General features: G+C 70.2%; 14 protein-coding genes and 1 pseudogene. 7 read left to right on the forward strand and 8 right to left on the reverse strand.

Annotated features, from left to right (window positions below; genetic code table 11):
• Positions 1 to 140: 140 nt before the first annotated feature.
• On the reverse strand, positions 141 to 1,745 hold the full coding sequence (locus tag OG990_RS07185; protein WP_406079473.1) for a PucR family transcriptional regulator: 1,605 nt from the start codon (positions 1,743 to 1,745) through the stop codon (positions 141 to 143).
• 124 nt (positions 1,746 to 1,869) lie between these two features.
• Between OG990_RS07185 and OG990_RS07190 the strand changes: the two genes are divergently transcribed.
• Together OG990_RS07190 and OG990_RS07195 are read left to right on the forward strand one after the other, a co-directional pair.
• The gene (locus OG990_RS07190; protein ID WP_406079474.1) at positions 1,870 to 3,159 is read left to right on the forward strand and encodes an aspartate aminotransferase family protein; all 1,290 of its coding nucleotides are present in this window, start codon (positions 1,870 to 1,872) and stop codon (positions 3,157 to 3,159) included.
• Positions 3,156 to 4,646, forward strand: coding sequence for a CoA-acylating methylmalonate-semialdehyde dehydrogenase (locus OG990_RS07195; protein ID WP_406079475.1), 1,491 nt, complete (start codon positions 3,156 to 3,158; stop codon positions 4,644 to 4,646). Before OG990_RS07190 ends, OG990_RS07195 begins: the two co-directional genes overlap by 4 nt.
• A gap of 47 nt (positions 4,647 to 4,693) precedes the next feature.
• On the opposite strand, the gene OG990_RS07200 is transcribed toward OG990_RS07195, so the two are convergent.
• Entirely contained in the window at positions 4,694 to 5,020 is a 327-nt protein-coding gene (locus OG990_RS07200; protein ID WP_328415571.1) for a DUF4326 domain-containing protein, read from the reverse strand.
• A gap of 83 nt (positions 5,021 to 5,103) precedes the next feature.
• Between OG990_RS07200 and OG990_RS07205 the strand changes: the two genes are divergently transcribed.
• Positions 5,104 to 6,294 (forward strand): MFS transporter, encoded by a 1,191-nt coding sequence (locus OG990_RS07205; RefSeq protein ID WP_406079476.1) that lies wholly within the window; start codon positions 5,104 to 5,106, stop codon positions 6,292 to 6,294.
• 111 nt (positions 6,295 to 6,405) lie between these two features.
• Here OG990_RS07205 and OG990_RS07210 read toward each other — a convergent pair whose 3' ends face one another.
• Together OG990_RS07210 and OG990_RS07215 are read right to left on the reverse strand one after the other, a co-directional pair.
• A complete protein-coding gene (locus OG990_RS07210) occupies positions 6,406 to 8,034 on the reverse strand; it encodes an isovaleryl-CoA dehydrogenase (protein WP_406079477.1) in 1,629 nt (542 codons plus the stop codon).
• On the reverse strand, positions 8,031 to 8,630 hold the full coding sequence (locus OG990_RS07215; protein ID WP_354967408.1) for a TetR/AcrR family transcriptional regulator: 600 nt from the start codon (positions 8,628 to 8,630) through the stop codon (positions 8,031 to 8,033). The genes OG990_RS07210 and OG990_RS07215 overlap by 4 nt, the downstream gene beginning before the upstream one ends.
• A 452-nt stretch (positions 8,631 to 9,082) precedes the next feature.
• Between OG990_RS07215 and OG990_RS07220 the strand changes: the two genes are divergently transcribed.
• Together OG990_RS07220 and OG990_RS07225 are read left to right on the forward strand one after the other, a co-directional pair.
• Complete coding sequence (locus tag OG990_RS07220; RefSeq protein ID WP_406079478.1) at positions 9,083 to 11,074, forward strand: beta-propeller domain-containing protein; 1,992 nt, start codon at positions 9,083 to 9,085, stop codon at positions 11,072 to 11,074.
• A gap of 135 nt (positions 11,075 to 11,209) precedes the next feature.
• On the forward strand, positions 11,210 to 11,560 hold the full coding sequence (locus OG990_RS07225) for a hypothetical protein (protein ID WP_406079479.1): 351 nt from the start codon (positions 11,210 to 11,212) through the stop codon (positions 11,558 to 11,560).
• 101 nt (positions 11,561 to 11,661) lie between these two features.
• On the opposite strand, the gene OG990_RS07230 is transcribed toward OG990_RS07225, so the two are convergent.
• Both OG990_RS07230 and OG990_RS07235 read right to left on the reverse strand, forming a co-directional pair.
• Positions 11,662 to 12,663: an NAD(P)-dependent oxidoreductase gene (locus OG990_RS07230; protein WP_406079480.1), complete on the reverse strand. Its 1,002-nt coding sequence runs from the start codon at positions 12,661 to 12,663 to the stop codon at positions 11,662 to 11,664.
• Positions 12,606 to 13,343: a VOC family protein gene (locus OG990_RS07235; RefSeq protein ID WP_406081684.1), complete on the reverse strand. Its 738-nt coding sequence runs from the start codon at positions 13,341 to 13,343 to the stop codon at positions 12,606 to 12,608. Before OG990_RS07235 ends, OG990_RS07230 begins: the two co-directional genes overlap by 58 nt.
• 190 nt (positions 13,344 to 13,533) lie before the next feature.
• Between OG990_RS07235 and OG990_RS07240 the strand changes: the two are divergent.
• Positions 13,534 to 13,602, forward strand: a pseudogene (locus OG990_RS07240) (hypothetical protein); the annotation flags it as partial.
• On the opposite strand, the gene OG990_RS07245 reads toward OG990_RS07240, so the two are convergent.
• Entirely contained in the window at positions 13,582 to 13,779 is a 198-nt protein-coding gene (locus tag OG990_RS07245; RefSeq protein ID WP_406081995.1) for a hypothetical protein, read from the reverse strand. The pseudogene OG990_RS07240 and the gene OG990_RS07245 sit on opposite strands and share 21 nt — an antisense overlap.
• 210 nt (positions 13,780 to 13,989) lie before the next feature.
• On the opposite strand from OG990_RS07245, the gene OG990_RS07250 reads away from it, so the two are divergent.
• Positions 13,990 to 15,213, forward strand: a complete 1,224-nt coding sequence (locus tag OG990_RS07250; protein WP_328415584.1) for an epoxide hydrolase family protein — start codon at positions 13,990 to 13,992, stop codon at positions 15,211 to 15,213.
• A gap of 246 nt (positions 15,214 to 15,459) precedes the next feature.
• Here the strand turns inward: OG990_RS07250 and OG990_RS07255 are convergent, their stop codons facing one another.
• Positions 15,460 to 16,203 carry a hypothetical protein gene (locus OG990_RS07255; protein WP_406079481.1) on the reverse strand — a complete coding sequence of 248 codons (744 nt, stop codon included), beginning with the start codon at positions 16,201 to 16,203 and terminating at the stop codon, positions 15,460 to 15,462.
• Positions 16,204 to 16,277 lie beyond the last annotated feature (74 nt).

The raw sequence follows: 16,277 nt of genomic DNA on the forward strand, positions 1-16,277 counted from the left end.
TCCCGGACCCGCCACGGGCAGCGGCAAAGTGTCCACGCTTGCCATGATCGGGGCACACTCTGTCCACGGGCATGCCCGCACGGAGCTGTCAATCGCCACGGTGTGGATGGATTCGGGCCTTCTGCCGGACCCTTGACCCGTCACGCGTCGTCGAGTTCGTGCACCAGCAGCGCCACGTACAACGACAACATCGACTCCGGGTCCTCCAGCGACACCCCGAGCACCTGCGCGATCCGCGACAGCTGCTGGTAGTAGGCCGTACGTGACAGGTGCGCGGCGCCGGCCGCCGCCGACTTGTTCCCGCCCTGCTCGCAGAAGCAGCGCAGCAGCTCCACGAGCCGGCTGCCCTGGCTGTCATCGCGCGCCAACAGGGGCCCGAGCTCCCGGTGAGCGAAGGCCCGGACACGCTCGTCCTCGCGCAGCAGGTGCAGCAGGCCACGCAGTCGCACGTCGTCCAGCCGGTGGTAGACCTGGGCGCCGGGGGAGCGTAGCGCGGCACCGGCGACGTGTGCGGCCTCGCCAAGACTGCGCCGCACATCGGACACCTGCGACACCGTCGTGCCGACGGCCACCACCACGGCACTGGCCGCCGAGCGGTGAACTTCTCTGGCCAACCGCCGCAGGATCGCATCGACCTCCGCCTGCGCTGGCAACGACAACAACGCGCGCACGCTGGTGTCGTCCACGACGCCCACCAACGCCGGCACACTCACCCGTCGCGCGGCCAACGCGGTGGCCTCCGCGAGGTCCCGCAACACCTCCTGCGTGGCCAGTGCGGGGGCGCGCGGCGTGATGCTCCCCGGTCGGATCGCCACCCCGACCAGTTTCCGCCGCTCCAGCGCAACGCCCAACGCGGCCGCCCGGGTGGTCAGATCAGGAGGAGGCAGGGCCTGGCCGAGCAGTTGCGCGAGCAACATCCGGTGCGTCTGCCGCTCCAGGCTCTCCCGATCCCGCGCCACGAGCCGGTGCACCGCCAGTGCCGACGCGGCCCGCTCCGCGACCACCACGTGACGGTGCGGGGGAGGGGCTGGCGAGAGCAGAACCAGCCGTCCCCAGTCGGCGCCCTGCGCGCCGACCGCGGTGATCAGCCAGCCGGCTTCCTCGTCGTAGGCGGTCCGTTGGGACACCGCCACGGACCGGGATCGCTGCCCCCAGTCGGTCAGCAGCTCGATCGGGTCCTGCCCGGCCGCGTCGTACGCGAGCACGTCGTGCCCCAGCGTCTCCAGGACGACCGGCAGCCCGGAGATCCTCGCGACCTCGCGCAACACCTCGGCTGGCTCCGCGCCGGCGACCGTGAGCGCGGTGAACGTCTCGTGCACCTGCTCAGCCGCCCGCAGCTCGGCGAGCTGCGCGTCCACGATCAACGCGACGACCGCCTCCGTGACGGACACGAACTGGGTCTCCCGCGCCAGCGTGATCAATGGAAGCCTGTGTCGTTCCGCAGCCGCCACCAGCGCGTCCGGCACGTGGTCGCTCCAGCGCCGGACCAACTCCACCACGAGCCCCGCCGCGCCGACCGCGGCCAGGTCGTCCACGTACGCCGTCAGTGCCGTTTCCTCGTCCGGCAGCGCGATGCCGGTGGTCAGCACGAGCTCGCCGCCGCGCAGCAGATGAGCGATGTCGGCGACCTCCGCCGCATGAACCCATCGGACGGGCCGCTGCATGCCGGCGGACCCCGCGACGACGCGTGGCCGACCGCGCCGGATCACGGGCAGCGCCACCGCTTCTGCGACCGTCGGGTACATGCCGCCTCCCCTGCGCGGTTGCACACAACGTAGCGCCATCGATGCCGACCCGTACAGGTTGTCGGTGGCGGCGACCACCGAAGTCTCGGGACACTCGGCTGAGCTACGAGATACGGAGGACGCGATGGCGCATCGGGAGTTGCTGCATCGACACCGGTCCGTGCTGCCGAAGTGGCTTGCCCTCTATTACGAGGAGCCAATTGAGATCGCCAGCGCGCACGGTCGCCGGGTGACCGATCGCGAGGGCCGCACGTACCTCGACTTCTTCGGCGGCATTCTCACCAACTCGGTCGGCTACGACGTGGCCGAGATCAGCGACGCGGTCCGCTCGCAGCTCGACACCGGCGTGCTGCACTCCTCGACGCTGTACCTGATCGAGTCGCAGGTCGAGCTCGCCGAGAAGATCGCGCACCTGTCCGGGATCCCGGACGCGAAGGTGTTCTTCACGAACTCGGGTACGGAGGCCAACGAGACCGCGTTGATGCTCGCCACGCAGTACCGCCGCAGCGGGCAGGTGCTCGCGCTGCGCAACTCGTACCACGGGCGCGCCTTCGCCACCGTCGCGATCACCGGCATCCGCGGCTGGTCGGCCAGTGAGCTCAGCCCGATCAAGGTGAGCTGGGTGCACGGTGGCTACCGGTACCGCAGCCCCTTCAAGGACCTGTCGGACGCCGATTACGTCAAGGCGTGCGTCGCCGACCTGCGCGAGGTGATCGAGACCGCGACCGCCGGCGACGTGGCGTGCATGATCGTCGAGCCGATCCAGGGCGTGGGCGGTTTCGCCTCCCCGCCCGACGGCCTGTTCCGCGAGTTCAAGAAGGTGCTCGACGAGTACGGCATCCTGCTCGTCTCCGACGAGGTCCAGACCGGTTGGGGCCGTACCGGCGAGCACTTCTGGGGCATCCGGGCGCACGACGTCGTGCCGGACGCGATGACCTTCGCCAAAGGACTCGGCAATGGTCTGGCGATCGGCGGTGTCGTCGCGCGCGCGGAACTCATGGACTGCCTGCAGGCCAACTCGATCTCCACCTTCGGTGGCAACCCGATCTCCACCGCGGGGGCCCTTGCCACCCTCAACTACCTCCTCGACCACGACCTGCAGGCGAACGCCGCAAAGCTGGGAAACCGCCTGATCCATGGCCTTCGCTCGGTCGCCGCGACGCATCCGGTGGTCGGCGACGTACGCGGCAAGGGTCTGATGCTCGCCCTCGAGTTCGTCGGCCCGGCCGGCGAACCCAATCCCGCGGCGGCAGCCGCCCTGCTGGAGGAAGCGCGCAGTCGCGGACTGCTGGTCGGCAAGGGCGGCCTGTACGGCAACGTGATCCGGCTGGCGCCGCCGATGACGCTCACCGAGGACGAGGCCGACGAGGCGCTGGGCATCCTCGCTGAGGCAATTGAGGCGGTGTCGGCATGAGGATCACGCACTGGATCGGCGGCAAGGCATGGACCGGCATCGCCCAGCGCACGGGTGACGTGTACGACCCCGCGACGGGTCAGGTCGGCGGGCAGGTCGATTTCGCCAGCGCCTCGGACGTCGACGAGGCGGTCACCGCCGCCCGCGAAGCCTTCTCCCGGTGGCGCAACGCCTCCCTCGCCCAACGCGCGAACGTGATGTTCGCGTTCCGCGAACTGCTCAACGCCCAGAAGTCCGACCTCGCCGAGATCATCACCGCCGAGCACGGCAAGGTGCTCTCCGACGCGGCGGGCGAGATACAGCGTGCGCTGGAGGCGGTGGAGTTCGCCTGCGGCATCCCGCAGTTGCTCAAGGGCGGGTTCAGCGAGAACGCCTCGACCAAGGTGGACGTGTACTCGATCCAGCAGCCGCTCGGCGTGGTCGGGGTGATCTCCCCGTTCAACTTCCCGGCGATGGTGCCGCTGTGGTTCGTGCCCAACGCCATCGCCTGCGGCAACACCGTGGTGCTGAAGCCGAGCGAGAAGGACCCCTCCGCGGCGAACTTCCTGGCGGAGCTCTTCGCCGAGGCCGGGCTACCGGATGGCGTGTTCAACGTCGTGCACGGCGACAAGGAGGCGGTCGACCGGATCCTCGAGCATCCGGAGGTCAAGGCGGTCTCGTTCGTCGGGTCGACGCCGATCGCCCGGTACGTCTACGAAACCGGAACGCGCAACGGCAAGCGGGTGCAGGCGCTCGGCGGCGCGAAGAACCACATGGTCGTGCTGCCCGACGCCGACCTCGACCTCGCCGCGGACGCCGCCGTCTCGGCCGGTTTCGGCTCGGCCGGTGAGCGCTGCATGGCGATCTCCGTCGTCGTGGCGGTGGATCCGGTCGGCGATGAGCTGGTCGGCAAGATCAACGAGCGGATCGCCGGAGTGCATGTCGGCGACGGTCGCCGCCCAGGCTGCGAGATGGGACCTTTGGTCACCGGGGCGCACCGCGACAGGGTGCGGTCATATCTGGACGCCGGCCGGTCCGCGGGCGCGAAGCTGGTGGTCGACGGACGCGGTCAATCGATCGACGGTGACGACGCCGGCTTCTGGCTGGGGCCGACACTCTTCGACCACGTCGACGTGGACATGTCCATCTACACGGACGAGATCTTCGGTCCGGTGCTCTCGGTGGTGCGGGTCCCCAGCTACGACGCGGCGGTCGAAATGGTGAACGCCAACCCGTACGGCAACGGCACCGCCATCTTCACCAACGACGGCGGCGCCGCGCGGCGGTACCAGAATGAAATCGAGGTCGGCATGGTCGGCGTCAACGTGGCGATCCCGGTTCCGGTCTCGTACTACTCGTTCGGAGGTTGGAAGGACTCACTGTTCGGTGACTCGCACGCGTACGGGCCGCACGGCGTGCACTTTTTCACCAGGTCCAAGGTGGTCACCAGCAGGTGGCTCGATCCGTCCCACGGCGGCGTGAACCTCGGCTTCCCACAGAACAGCTGAGCAGCTCGTCGGCAGACCACGTCGATCAGACAGCTCCGCCGGGCCTCCTACCGGAGGCTCGACGCCGGCGGCGAGTCGGCGAGTTCCGCGATCACCTCGGCGTGACAGCGCTCCGGCGCACACCAGCAGCCGAGCCTGCGCCCGCGCACTTCCGCCAGGAGTGCGAGGAGTTCGGGGCTGTCGAGCAGGTACGCGCGGTACTTCTCGACGACCTCGTCCCGGGTGCCGTCCGGGCCGGGGCGGTACGGGCTGGACAACGGGGAGCGGGGGAGCTGCCAGCCGCCGCGATACATGGCGCGCCCGACGTAGACCACGTCGGCGTACGCCGGGTCGTCGCGGTGGCCCTTCAGGTTCACGACTGTGGTTGCCTGCATGGCTCGGCTCCTCGGTTTTCCCCGGCAAACGGTAGTCGGGCGATCCACGCCCGGCCAGCTTGCCGGTAGGCCAGACTGCACGGGTGAGAGTCACCGCGCTCACCATCAGGTGGACGCCGTGGCGGTTCGTGTCCGCCTTCGGTGTTGTCAGCCTGCTGTCGGACGTGGTGTACGAGGGCGCCCGGTCGGTCATCGGCCCCTATCTGGCCACCTTCGGCGCATCCGCGACCGTCGTCGGGCTGGTCACCGGCGCTGGCGAGGCGACCGCCCTGGCCGGGCGGCTGGCCACCGGACCCCTGGCGGACCGGACCCGCGCCTACTGGCCGCTCGTCCTGGTCGGCTATGCCGTGACCATGGTCGCCGTGCCCGCTCTCGGGCTGACCACCGCACTGTGGCTGGCTGCGGCGCTGTTCGTCGCGGAGCGCGCCGGCAAGGCCATCCGCGGCCCGGCGAGGGATGTCATGCTCTCGCACGCCGCTGCGGCAGTCGGCCGCGGCAAGGGCTTCGCCGTCCATGAGGCGCTCGACCAGGCCGGCGGCGTGGCGGGGCCGCTGCTGGTCGCCGCCGTACTGGCCGCGACCGCCCACAACTACCGGCCTGCGTTCCTCGCCTTGGCCGTACCCGCCGTGGCGGCGATGCTCGTGCTGCTGTGGCTACGCGCCGGCGTGCCCGACCCGCGTCGCTTCGAACCGGGCCCTCGACCCGGCGCGCCGCCCGCCCCGCCGGGCGGCCGGCTACCCCGCGTGTTCTGGACCTATCTGGCGTTCACGGCGGTGACCACGGCCGGCTACGCCACCTTCGGGGTGCTCAGCTTCCACCTCGCCACCCGGCACGTCGTACCCGTGGCGGTGGTCCCGGTCGTGTACGCCGCCGCGATGGGCGTCGACGCGCTCGCCGCGCTGGCCTCCGGGTGGCTGTACGACCGGGCCGGCGTCCGGGTACTGGCCGCCGTACCCGTGCTGACCGCCCTGATCCCGCTGGCGGCCTTCACCACCACCCCGGCGACCGCGGTCGCCGGGGTCCTGGCCTGGGGTGCCGTGCTCGGCATTCAGGAATCCACCATGCGTGCGACCATCGCCGACATTGTCCCCGCCGCTCGGCGGGGCACCGCCTACGGCATCTTCGCCGCCGGGTTGGGCGGGGCGACCCTGGTCGGTGGGCTGCTCACCGGTGCCCTCTACGACTACTCGATCACCGCGTTGATCATCACCGTGGCCGGCATCCAGGCCGTCGCCCTGGCCCTGTTCCTTGCCATCGTTCGACCGGCGACCTGACGCTGGGTCCCGAGAGCCGGCGCCGGACGTCCGGCTGACCAGCCGGCACTCCGCCGCGTCTGGTATGGCCGACACCGGTCCGGACGGTGATGGCCACCGGGGAGGTTTCTGTCAGCTCACCTTTGGGGTGGCGCGGGAGATGATCGCGGCGAAGTCGACGCCGCTTGGCAGGGTGCCGTACGCCTGGCCGTGGTCGCCGCCGAGCCGGGACGCGCAGAAGGCGTCGGCGACGGCGGGGTGGCCGTGCCGCACCAGCAGCGAGCCCTGCAGCACCAGGGCGAGCCGCTCGACGACGCGACGCGCCCGCAGTTCGAGGTCGTCGAGGTCGGACAGGTCGGCCTGCACCTGGCGGACCGCGGCGTCGAGCCGTGCGTCGGCGCCGGCAGCGGCGCTCAGCTCGGCCTGGAACGCCTCCGTGACCTGGGGTTCCTTGACGAGAGCACGCAGGACGTCCAGGGCGGCGACGTTGCCGGAGCCCTCCCAGATCGAGTTCAGCGGCGACTCGCGGAACAGCCGCGGCATGCCCGACTCCTCGACGTAGCCGTTGCCGCCCAGGCATTCGAGGGCCTCCGCGGCGTGTGCCGGCCAGCGCTTGCAGACCCAGTACTTGCCGACGGCGAGGGCGAGCCGTTTGAACGCGGTCTCGCTGGCGTCGCCGCGCGCGGATCGGTCGGTCGCTCCGGCGAGGCGCATCATGAGAATGGTGGCGGCCTCGGACTCGACCGCGAGGTCGGCGAGCACGTTGCGCATCAGTGGCTGGTCGATGAGGTACCGGCCGAAGGTCTGCCGGTGGGTGGCGTGGTGGGCGGCGGTGATCAAGCCTTGGCGCATCCCGGCCGCCGCGCCGATGACGCAGTCGAGGCGGGTCAGGTTGACCATGTCGATGATCGTGGGCACGCCACGGCCCTCGTCTCCGACGCGCCAGGCGACCGCCTGCTCGTATTCGACCTCCGCCGAGGCGTTGGACCGGTTGCCGAGCTTGTCCTTCAGGCGCATCAGCCGCATCGGGTTGCGGGTGCCGTCGGGAAGGACACGCGGGACGAGGAAGCAGGTGATTCCGCCCGGTGCCTGGGCGAGGGTGAGGAAGATGTCGCACATCGGCGCCGACGTGAACCACTTGTGCCCGACGAGCCGGTAGGTGCCGTCCGGCTCAGGGCGGGCGGTGGTGGTGTTGGCGCGCACGTCCGAGCCGCCCTGCTTCTCCGTCATCGACATGCCCGCCAGCAGCCCCTGCTTGGCCAGCGGCGGACGCAGCCCGAAGTCGTACGTCGTGGCGGTGAGCAGCGGCTCGTACCGCGCGGCCAGCTCCGGGTTGTGCCGCAGCGCCGGCACTGCTGCGTAGGTCATCGAGATCGGGCAGCCGTGGCCGGAGTCGGGGCGCCACGTGTAGAACTTGGCGGCCCGGGCCACGTGTGCGCCCGGTCGGTCGTCCGCCCACGGTGCGGCGTGCAGGCGGTGCGTGACCGCGGTGCGCATCAGCTCGTGCCAGGCGGGGTGGAACTCGACCTCGTCGATCCGATGGCCGGAGCGGTCGTGGGTGCGTAGGACCGGCGGATGCTCGTTGGCCAGCCGCCCGTACTCGATGGCCTGCTCGGCGCCGCCCAGGCGGCCGAGCTCGTGCAGCTCGGCGGCGGCCCAGCCGGCGCCCTCCCGCTCGAGCCCGTCGAGCAGTGCCGGGTCGTCCGCCGCGTCGTAGCCGGCGAGCGGGGGAACTTGGTTGAAGACCTCGTGTGTCGTCACGGCGATACTCCCAGCGCGCGGTGGATGAAGGCGATCAGGGCGGGGATGGTCTCCGGGCCGGCGACCCCGGCGGCCAGCGGACCGACCATGGCCTCGGCCAGGGCGCCGACCAGCGCGGTCGCGGTCAGCTCCGGATCTTGCGGGGGCAGTTCACCGCTCGCCACACCGGCCGCGACGTACCCGGCGATCAGTTCGGCGTACGCGCGGCGGAAGACGAGCCGCTCGGCGTCGACCGCCGGGTCGACCGGCTCGGCGAGCAGGGCGTACGCCAACCGTGGGGACTGCAGGGCGCGGCCGGAGAACGTCTCGACGACGGCGGCCATCTGCTCGGCGGCGGAGGTCTCCAGCGCTGCGGCGCGCGCGACCGCGTCCACCTCGCGCTGGGAGGCCGTGCGGAACACCTCGGCGAACAGGTCGGCCTTGGTCGGGAAGTGGCGGTAGACGCTGCCGGTCGCCACGCCGGCCCGCTCGGCGACGGCGGCGACCGAGCAGCCGGCGTACCCGTGCTCGGCCATGATTCCCAGTGCCGCGGCGATGATCCGTTCCCGGGAGGCGCTCAGCCGAGCCTTCACCCGCTCGGTGCTTCGGTACGCCACGCAAGGATTGAACCATCATTCAATCCTTGGCGACAAGGTGTCGTGTCGGCCCGGCCGGCCTCGCCGGGCCGTCGCGGTGGTGCGACCGGAAGCGGTAGCCGGGGTGATCCAGGCCCGGCCACCTTGCCGGTGGACCAGACTGCATGGGTGAAAATCACCGCGCTCACAATCAGGTGGACGCCGTGGCCGTTCATGACCGCGTTCAGTGTGGCCGGACGGCTATCTGATCGAGCTCGGTCAGGGCACCGGGATCCTCGCCGAGATGGGTCGCGCCGCCTCCGCCTGAGCGATCGACACCCGCACCCCCGGTCGATTACTCGGCGCGGGGTCTGCATGCTGGGAACCCAGCCCGGGGCAGCCACGTCGTAGGGGGCATGACGGGTAGCAGCGCCCACGTGTCCCATCCAACGGCCGCCATCGGCGCCCCCCGAGTCATGACTCCAGCTCGCGTCATGGGACTGGCCCTGGTCGCCGGCCTGGCGCTGGTCACCGGTTGTACGGCGGAGCCAGTCCCCGCGCCACCACGTGACCAGGGAGTGCCAGCTGGCGGGTTCCGGCTCGTCGCGTTCGACTCCTGCGCGGAGGCGCTGCAGCAGCTCAGGACGGCTGCCAAGGCGTACGTCGGGCCCTGGGGGTTCGGGCCGAACGGGGACATCCGCACCTTCGGCGGCGCGGAGCAGGCCGGGGCGCCCGCCGGAGCGAAGCGGGCGGATGCGGCGTCCGGGGCCAACGCGGCGGCCCCGGGCGACACGGCGGCCGGGGCCGCCGGCCCCGGCTACTCGGGCACCAACACCCACGAGGCCGGGGTCGACGAACCGGACCTGGTCAAGACCGACGGCAAGCGGATCGTCACCGTCAACCAAGGCAAGCTGTACGTGATCGACCCGGTCACCCGCCAGCTGACCGGGGAACTGAAACTGGCACCCGGCGGGTTCGGCGGGGCCGAAGACAGCCTGCTGCTGCAGGGTGACCGGGCGCTGGTGCTGCTCCGTGAGGGGTGGGTTGGAACACCGAAAGACGCCGTCCCCGAGGGAGGCGGGCGCCCCGCCCCGGCAGACGGCGGCGCTGCCCTGATGCCGGACGGCATCGTCGGCCCCTGGCTGATCATGGTCGACCTGTCCGGCGAGCCGAAGGTCATCGGCGAATACCGGATCGACGGCAATCTGGTGGACGCCCGCCAGGTCGGCACGACGGTCCGGGTCGTGGTCCGCTCCGCGCCCCGGCTGAACTTCCCGCGCCGGGAAGGGGCCACCGACGGGCAGCGCGCAGTCGCCAACCGCGAGATCATCGACAACGCCACCGCCGACGACTGGCTGCCCCGGTACGAGGTCACCTCCGGCGGGCGAACCAGCGCCGGACGGGTCGGCTGTGAACGGGTGAGTCGGCCGGCCGCCTACTCCGGCACGTCGCTGGTGACCGTGCTCAGCTTCGACCTCGGTGTGGCCACGCTCGGCGCTGGCGACCCGGTCACCGTGATCGCCGACGGCGACACCGTCTACAGCAACGGACCCCGGCTATACGTCGCCAACGACCAGCGCTGGCGGGTGCTGCCGAGGCTGACCGCGCGGAACGTCGCACCCGATCCCAGGGACGAGACCACCGAGATCTATCAGTTCGACATCTCGGGCGCCGGTGCCCCGCGGTACGTCGCCGCCGCCTCCGTACCGGGCTGGCTCATCAACCAGTACGCCATGTCCGAGTGGGACGGTCACCTGAGAGTGGCCACCACCAGTGGCCGTACCTGGGGCGACAAGCCGAACTCGACGTCCAGCGTGTACGTCCTGCGCGCCGACGGCACGGCGCTGACCCACGTCGGCAAGGTCACCGGACTGGGCAAGGGGGAACGGATATACGCGGTACGGTTCGTCGGCGGCACCGGGTACGTCGTCACCTTCCGGCAGACCGACCCGCTCTACACCGTCGACCTGCGTGACCCGACGGCGCCGAAGGTGAGCGGCGAACTGAAGATCAACGGGTATTCGGCGTACCTGCACCCGGCCGGCGAAGGACGGCTGCTCGGCGTCGGGCAGGAGGCGTCCGACCAGGGCCGTGTCCAGGGCACCCAGCTCTCACTCTTCGACGTCTCCGATCCGGCCAAGCCGACCCGGATCGCCCAGCATCACGTCAAGCAGGGGCACTCCGAGGCGGAGTTCGACCCGCATGCGTTCCTCTACTGGCCGGCCGAACGCCTGATCGTGGTCCCACTGACCGTCCACGGCACAGGCATGCCGAGCAACGTGGCGCTGGCCCTGCGAGCCGGCGACGGCGGGTTCACCGAGGTCGGCGCGGTCGACCACACGCTGGGCACGGGGCGTCTCGAGGGTATGACGACGATCCGCCGGTCACTGGTGGTCGACGGAGTGCTCTGGACCGTCTCCGCCGCTGGCCTCAAGGCGACCAGCCTCTCCACCATGAAGACCCTCGACTGGCTGCGTACGGCGTGAACGGCATGGTGGTGGTGTCCGGGGTGACCCGCCGTGGGTCGGCGTGGCGGTTGCCCGCCGCGCACCGCCCTGGCGTCCGCACCGACCACGAGTGATCGGGCCCGTGGTGATCAGGCGGCGGGTAACGTGAACGCCGTGGAGGATCTCGGCGCGAAGGTCTCGTACCTTGCGCTCGCCGTCGGCACCCGGGTCTACGACGTCGAATCGGCACCCGTCGGCGTGGTCGAGCACGTGCTCGCCGACGAACGGGACGACATCTTCCACGGCGTCATCGTGGCCCCGCCGAAGCCGTACCGGTCCCACCGCTTCGCCCACCGGGAGCAGATCGCCGACCTGTACGAGCGGGGGGTCGTGCTGTCGGTGCCCGGTGCCGAAATGCACGAGCCGGGCGAGGACACGCCGGCCAGAGAGGTCGAGGCCGCGGGTGACGACCCAGTGCAGGTGGGCCTCCGCCGCGCCTGGGAGTGGCTGAGTCGACCACGCTGAACCTGGCGGCCAGTTCACACCAGGTGAACGATGATCGGCCCGTCGAGGCAGGCGAGGAAGAGTTCAACGGTCACCTGACGGGCCTGCCGCACGGCCAGGTCTCAGGCTGATCGGGCAGTGTCGGTGATGTGCGCGATCACGGCCGAGTAGTCCCGGTCGCCAAGGCCGGCCTCCTGGGCTGACGCGACCCACTGCCGCGCGGCCACCGCGACCGGCAGTTCGACGCCTGCCGACTCGGCGGCCGACACGACCAGATCGGCGTCCTTACGGGCGAGTGACAGCGCGAACCGGAGCGGGAATTGACCGGACTCGACTGCTGGTCGTCGCCGATCCGCCTGCGCGCCAACGGGAGTCGCGGACAAGACCTCAAACGCTGTGTCACGCGGCAGTCCAAGGCCATCCGCGAGGGCGAGCGCCTCACCGAGAACAGCGAGCACTCCGAAGAGGGTCGAATTGGCGACCAGCTTGGCCGCAGCGCCGGCACCGAGCGGTCCGACATGCATCGGCGAGCCAAGCGCGCCCAACACCGGCATCCACCGTTGGGCGAGCGGCTCCGGCCCACCGACGAATATCCGCAGCGAACCCGACTCGGCCTCCGAGACGCTGCCCAGCACCGGCGCATCGAGCAGGCCAACACCATCCGGCAGTTGCGCGGCCAACCATCGCACCGCGGACGGCCCGACGGTGGACATCTCAGCGAGCGTCGTCGACGCGGTAGCACCGGCGAGGATGCCCTTCGGGCCCTCGACCACCTCTTGCAGCGCGGCCGGGTCGGACAGCATGGTGATGACCAAATCCGCCCGGCGGGCAGCCTCTGCCGGACTGTCGGCAGCGACCGCGCCACGCGCCACCAGATCGCTGGCCCTCTGCGGCGTGCGGTTCCAGACAACGAGGTCATGGCCGGCATCGAGCAACCGGTGGGCCATCCGGCTACCCATTCCACCCAGACCGATCACAGCGACCGTGGCCATGGCGCCATCCTGCCATTTCGCCCGGGTAATGCCGCACCAAGCGCCGGCTCGTCCACATCCATCATCAGCTCCGGTCAGCTTGGGGTGAGGAGGCAGAACTCGTTGCCTTCCGGGTCGGCGAGGACCTTCCACGGGACATCGTTTTGGCCTAGGTCGATGGCGGTGGCGCCGAGAGTCCGCAGTCTGGTCGCCTCGGCCTCTAGGTCGTCACCTGGATATGGGCGGACGTCGAGATGGACGCGGTTCCACACGGTCTTCACGTCGGGTGTGCGGATGAACTCCAGATATGGGCCAACGCTCTTTGCGGAACGCAGTACCGCGTTGTGGTCGGTCACCTCGTGCAGGGTCCAGTCCATGGCCTTGCCCCAGAAGCGGGCCATGGCTCGCGGATCCGCGCAATCGACCACTACCGCGGCGATCGGTCCGGTGTCTTGGTAGAGCGGTCGGGGGTCCAGCACGCAGAACTCGTTGCCCTCTGGGTCGGCCATGACCGTCCATGGCACGTCGCCCTGGCCTATGTCAGCGGGTGTTGCGCCGAGATCCTTCAGGCGCGTGACCACCTCCGCCTGATGGGCCGCCGAGGTGGTGGCGAGGTCGACGTGCACGCGGTTCTTCACCGTCTTGGGTTCCGGGGAGACGACGAGGTCAAGGCAGACAGCGACGGGGTCGGGGTAGACGAAGCCCTCGGGTTCGAGGTTGGTCACGCCGGGTCCCTCGCTGGAGACTCCCCAGCCGAGCGCCTTCGCCCAGAAACCGCCCAGCGCGGAGTCGTCGCGAGCCTTCATGTTGATCTGAACAAGTCGCGTTGCCATGCCGACGATGCTAGGGCCCGTCGAGTCGGCGGTGGTGCCCGAACTGGAGTGATCGTTCGGCGTGTCGAAGATCGGCATATGGCGAGGTCTCCGAAAGATGGTTCAGCGACCAAGTAAACCTCAAACCGGAGACCTCGTGGACACCCTAGCGGTGACGAGGCGGTTCGACCTGACCGACGTGCAGTGGGCGATGCTGGAGCCGTTGCTGCCGGCGCCGAAACGCCCGGGTCGACCGTCGTCATGGAGTAGGCGGCAGTTGATCAACGGGATCCGGTGGCGGATCCGGGTGGGTGCCCCATGGCGCGACGTGCAGGCCGAACCACCCGGCGGTGTCAGCGTCGAGCCGGCCGACCACGCGCTCGGCCGCTCCCGCGGTGGGTTGACCACGAAGCTGCACCTGGGCTGCGAGCAAGGCCAGAAACGCCTCGCCATCCATGATTGCTCGTATGGCCCCGACACGGGGAGAGGCTCTCTACGCTTGGACGGAGATGTGCCGGCGCGCCTCTGCCGACCTGGCACAGGTCCGGGCTGCGCCTTCACTGAAGATGCCCCTTCCGCAGCAGGAGCCGAGGCATGCCGTTTGTCGCGGCAGGAGGGCAGAAGCCCTGCTCGACCTCCAATGAGCTCGAAACGGAAAGGGGCCCACATGGCTGTCAAGACGGAAGCGCGACCGGACGTAGGGGTCCGGCCGTTCAGGGTGGAGGTCCCCGAGGCGGACCTCAAGGCGCTGCGTGCGCGCATCGCGGCCACGCGGTGGCCCGAAAAGCAGACCGTCGACGATCAATCGCAGGGCGTGCCGCTCGAAACGAGCCAGGCGCTCGCGCGCTACTGGGAGAAGGAGTACGACTGGCGCAAGGTCGAGGCGCGGCTGAACGCCCTGCCGAACTTCATCACCGAGATCGACGGGCTCGACATCCACTTCATCCACGTCCGATCCAAGCACGAGGACGCGCTGCCGCTCATCGTCACGCACGGCTGGCCGGGCTCGGTCATCGAGCAGCTGAAGATCGTCGGTCCGCTCACCGACCCGACGGCGCATGGCGCGGACGCGTCGGACGCCTTCCATCTGGTGATTCCATCGCTGCCCGGCTTCGGTTTCTCGGGCAAGCCGAGCACGCCCGGCTGGGGCCCCGAGCGCATCGCAGGCGCCTGGATCGAGCTGATGAAGCGCCTCGACTACACGCGATTCGTGGCCCAGGGCGGCGACTGGGGTGCGCTCATCACGGATGTCATGGGTCTGCAGGCGCCACCGGAACTGCTCGGCATTCACACCAACATGCCGGGTATCATTCCGCCCGACATCGATACGCTGCTCCAGTCCGACATCACCGGAGCGGGCAACGCGCTGGCCTCGCTGCCGTCGAACCTCTCCGACGAGGAAAAGCGGGCGTGCGAGCAGCTGAACTTCTTCTGGAAGCACTCCGCCTACGCTGCCATGATGGGGACGCGCCCGGAGACACTGACCGGATTCGCGGACTCGCCCATCGCTCTGGCGAGCTACATGATCGACCATGACGCCGCCAGCCTGGAGCTGATCTGCCAGGCCTTCGCCGGACAACCCGTCGGCCTTACGCGGGACGACGTCCTCGACAACATCACGCTCTTCTGGCTGACGAACACGGGAGCTTCCGCGGCTCGGATCTACTGGGAGAACAAGCTCTCCTTCTTCTCCGCCAAGGGCGTCTCCGTCCCGGCTGCCGTGAGCGTCTTCCCCGACGAGATGTATCAGACCCCGAGGAGTTGGGCGGAGCAGGCGTATCCCAATCTCATCCACTTCAACAAGCTCGACAAGGGCGGGCACTTCGCCGCCTGGGAACAGCCGCAACTTCTTTCCGAAGAGCTTCGCGCCGCCTTCCGGTCGCTTCGCTAGCTGACCCTGCACGAACGTCTGCACATGTCCGCACTGGGCGGGGCTCGGCGAGGGACGACTCCCACTCGTCGAGCCGACGGCCCGCCGCGTCCAACGCAGCTTCGTCCGCCCACATGTCGGCCCTCCCCAGGGACATCGGCGCGGCCATCATCGCCGGGAGCGTCGCCACGTTACCAATCGGTGGCGCTCCGTGTCGTTCCCGACCTCACCGGGGCCGAGCTACACGCCGACAACGTCGTGACCCTTCTAGCGGAGGTCCGCGCAGGTCCGCTCGTGCGGCAGCAGCGGCCGGACCACCAGGCGTACCCGGTGTCCCTCGGCCTGCCATCGGGTCTCGCCGCGCGCCGCGCCGGCCTCGGCCAGCAGCGGCGCCAGCGGCGCGCCGTCGACCACGTGGCAGGGCCGCTGGGGTGCGCCGTCCATCGCGGACAGGGGCACGTCCAGCGGCCAGGGCCGTACGTCGGAGTCGTCCTCGGAATCGGCTACCACCAGCACCGCCGCCCGCTGCGGCAGGTACTCGCCGGCGTCGACGCCGGAGGCCGCAGCGGCCTTGGCGAACGCGATCACCTCGCCACGGTCACCGCCCTCGTCGGGCGACGGCTGTGTCACCGTCGTCTCGTACGTACCGCCGGTCGTGGTCAAGCGCACGGTGAGCAGGGCCGCGTCGGTGACGTCCTGCGGATAGTCGCGCTCCGTGAAGAGGCCCGCGTCGTCCGCCCGCCGGAACAGCGCGTCGATCTGTGCCGCCGAGAGCGTCCGGCGATGGCCCGTCAGGAGCGCACCCCGGTCGTCACCTCGGGTCACGGCGGTGCCGTCGCCGTAGAGCGTGAGCGCCGGCAGCGCCCACTGCTCGGCGGCGGGGGCGAAACCGCCGTGCCGGTCGACCTCGGCGATCACGGTGTCCGCGCCGGTCGGTGGCCGGGCTGCCGGTCGGTCACCGCAGGCAGTGAGGAGGAGGACCGCGCAGAGCAGCAGACGTCGGGTCATCACCGTTGGACGCTCCATCTGCCGGTACGGGTTCCGGCGGGCACCCGAGATTGGGTACCCGCCGGAACCTCACCTGA

This window comes from Micromonospora sp. NBC_00858 (assembly GCF_045207365.1).
Lineage (GTDB): Bacteria > Actinomycetota > Actinomycetes > Mycobacteriales > Micromonosporaceae > Micromonospora.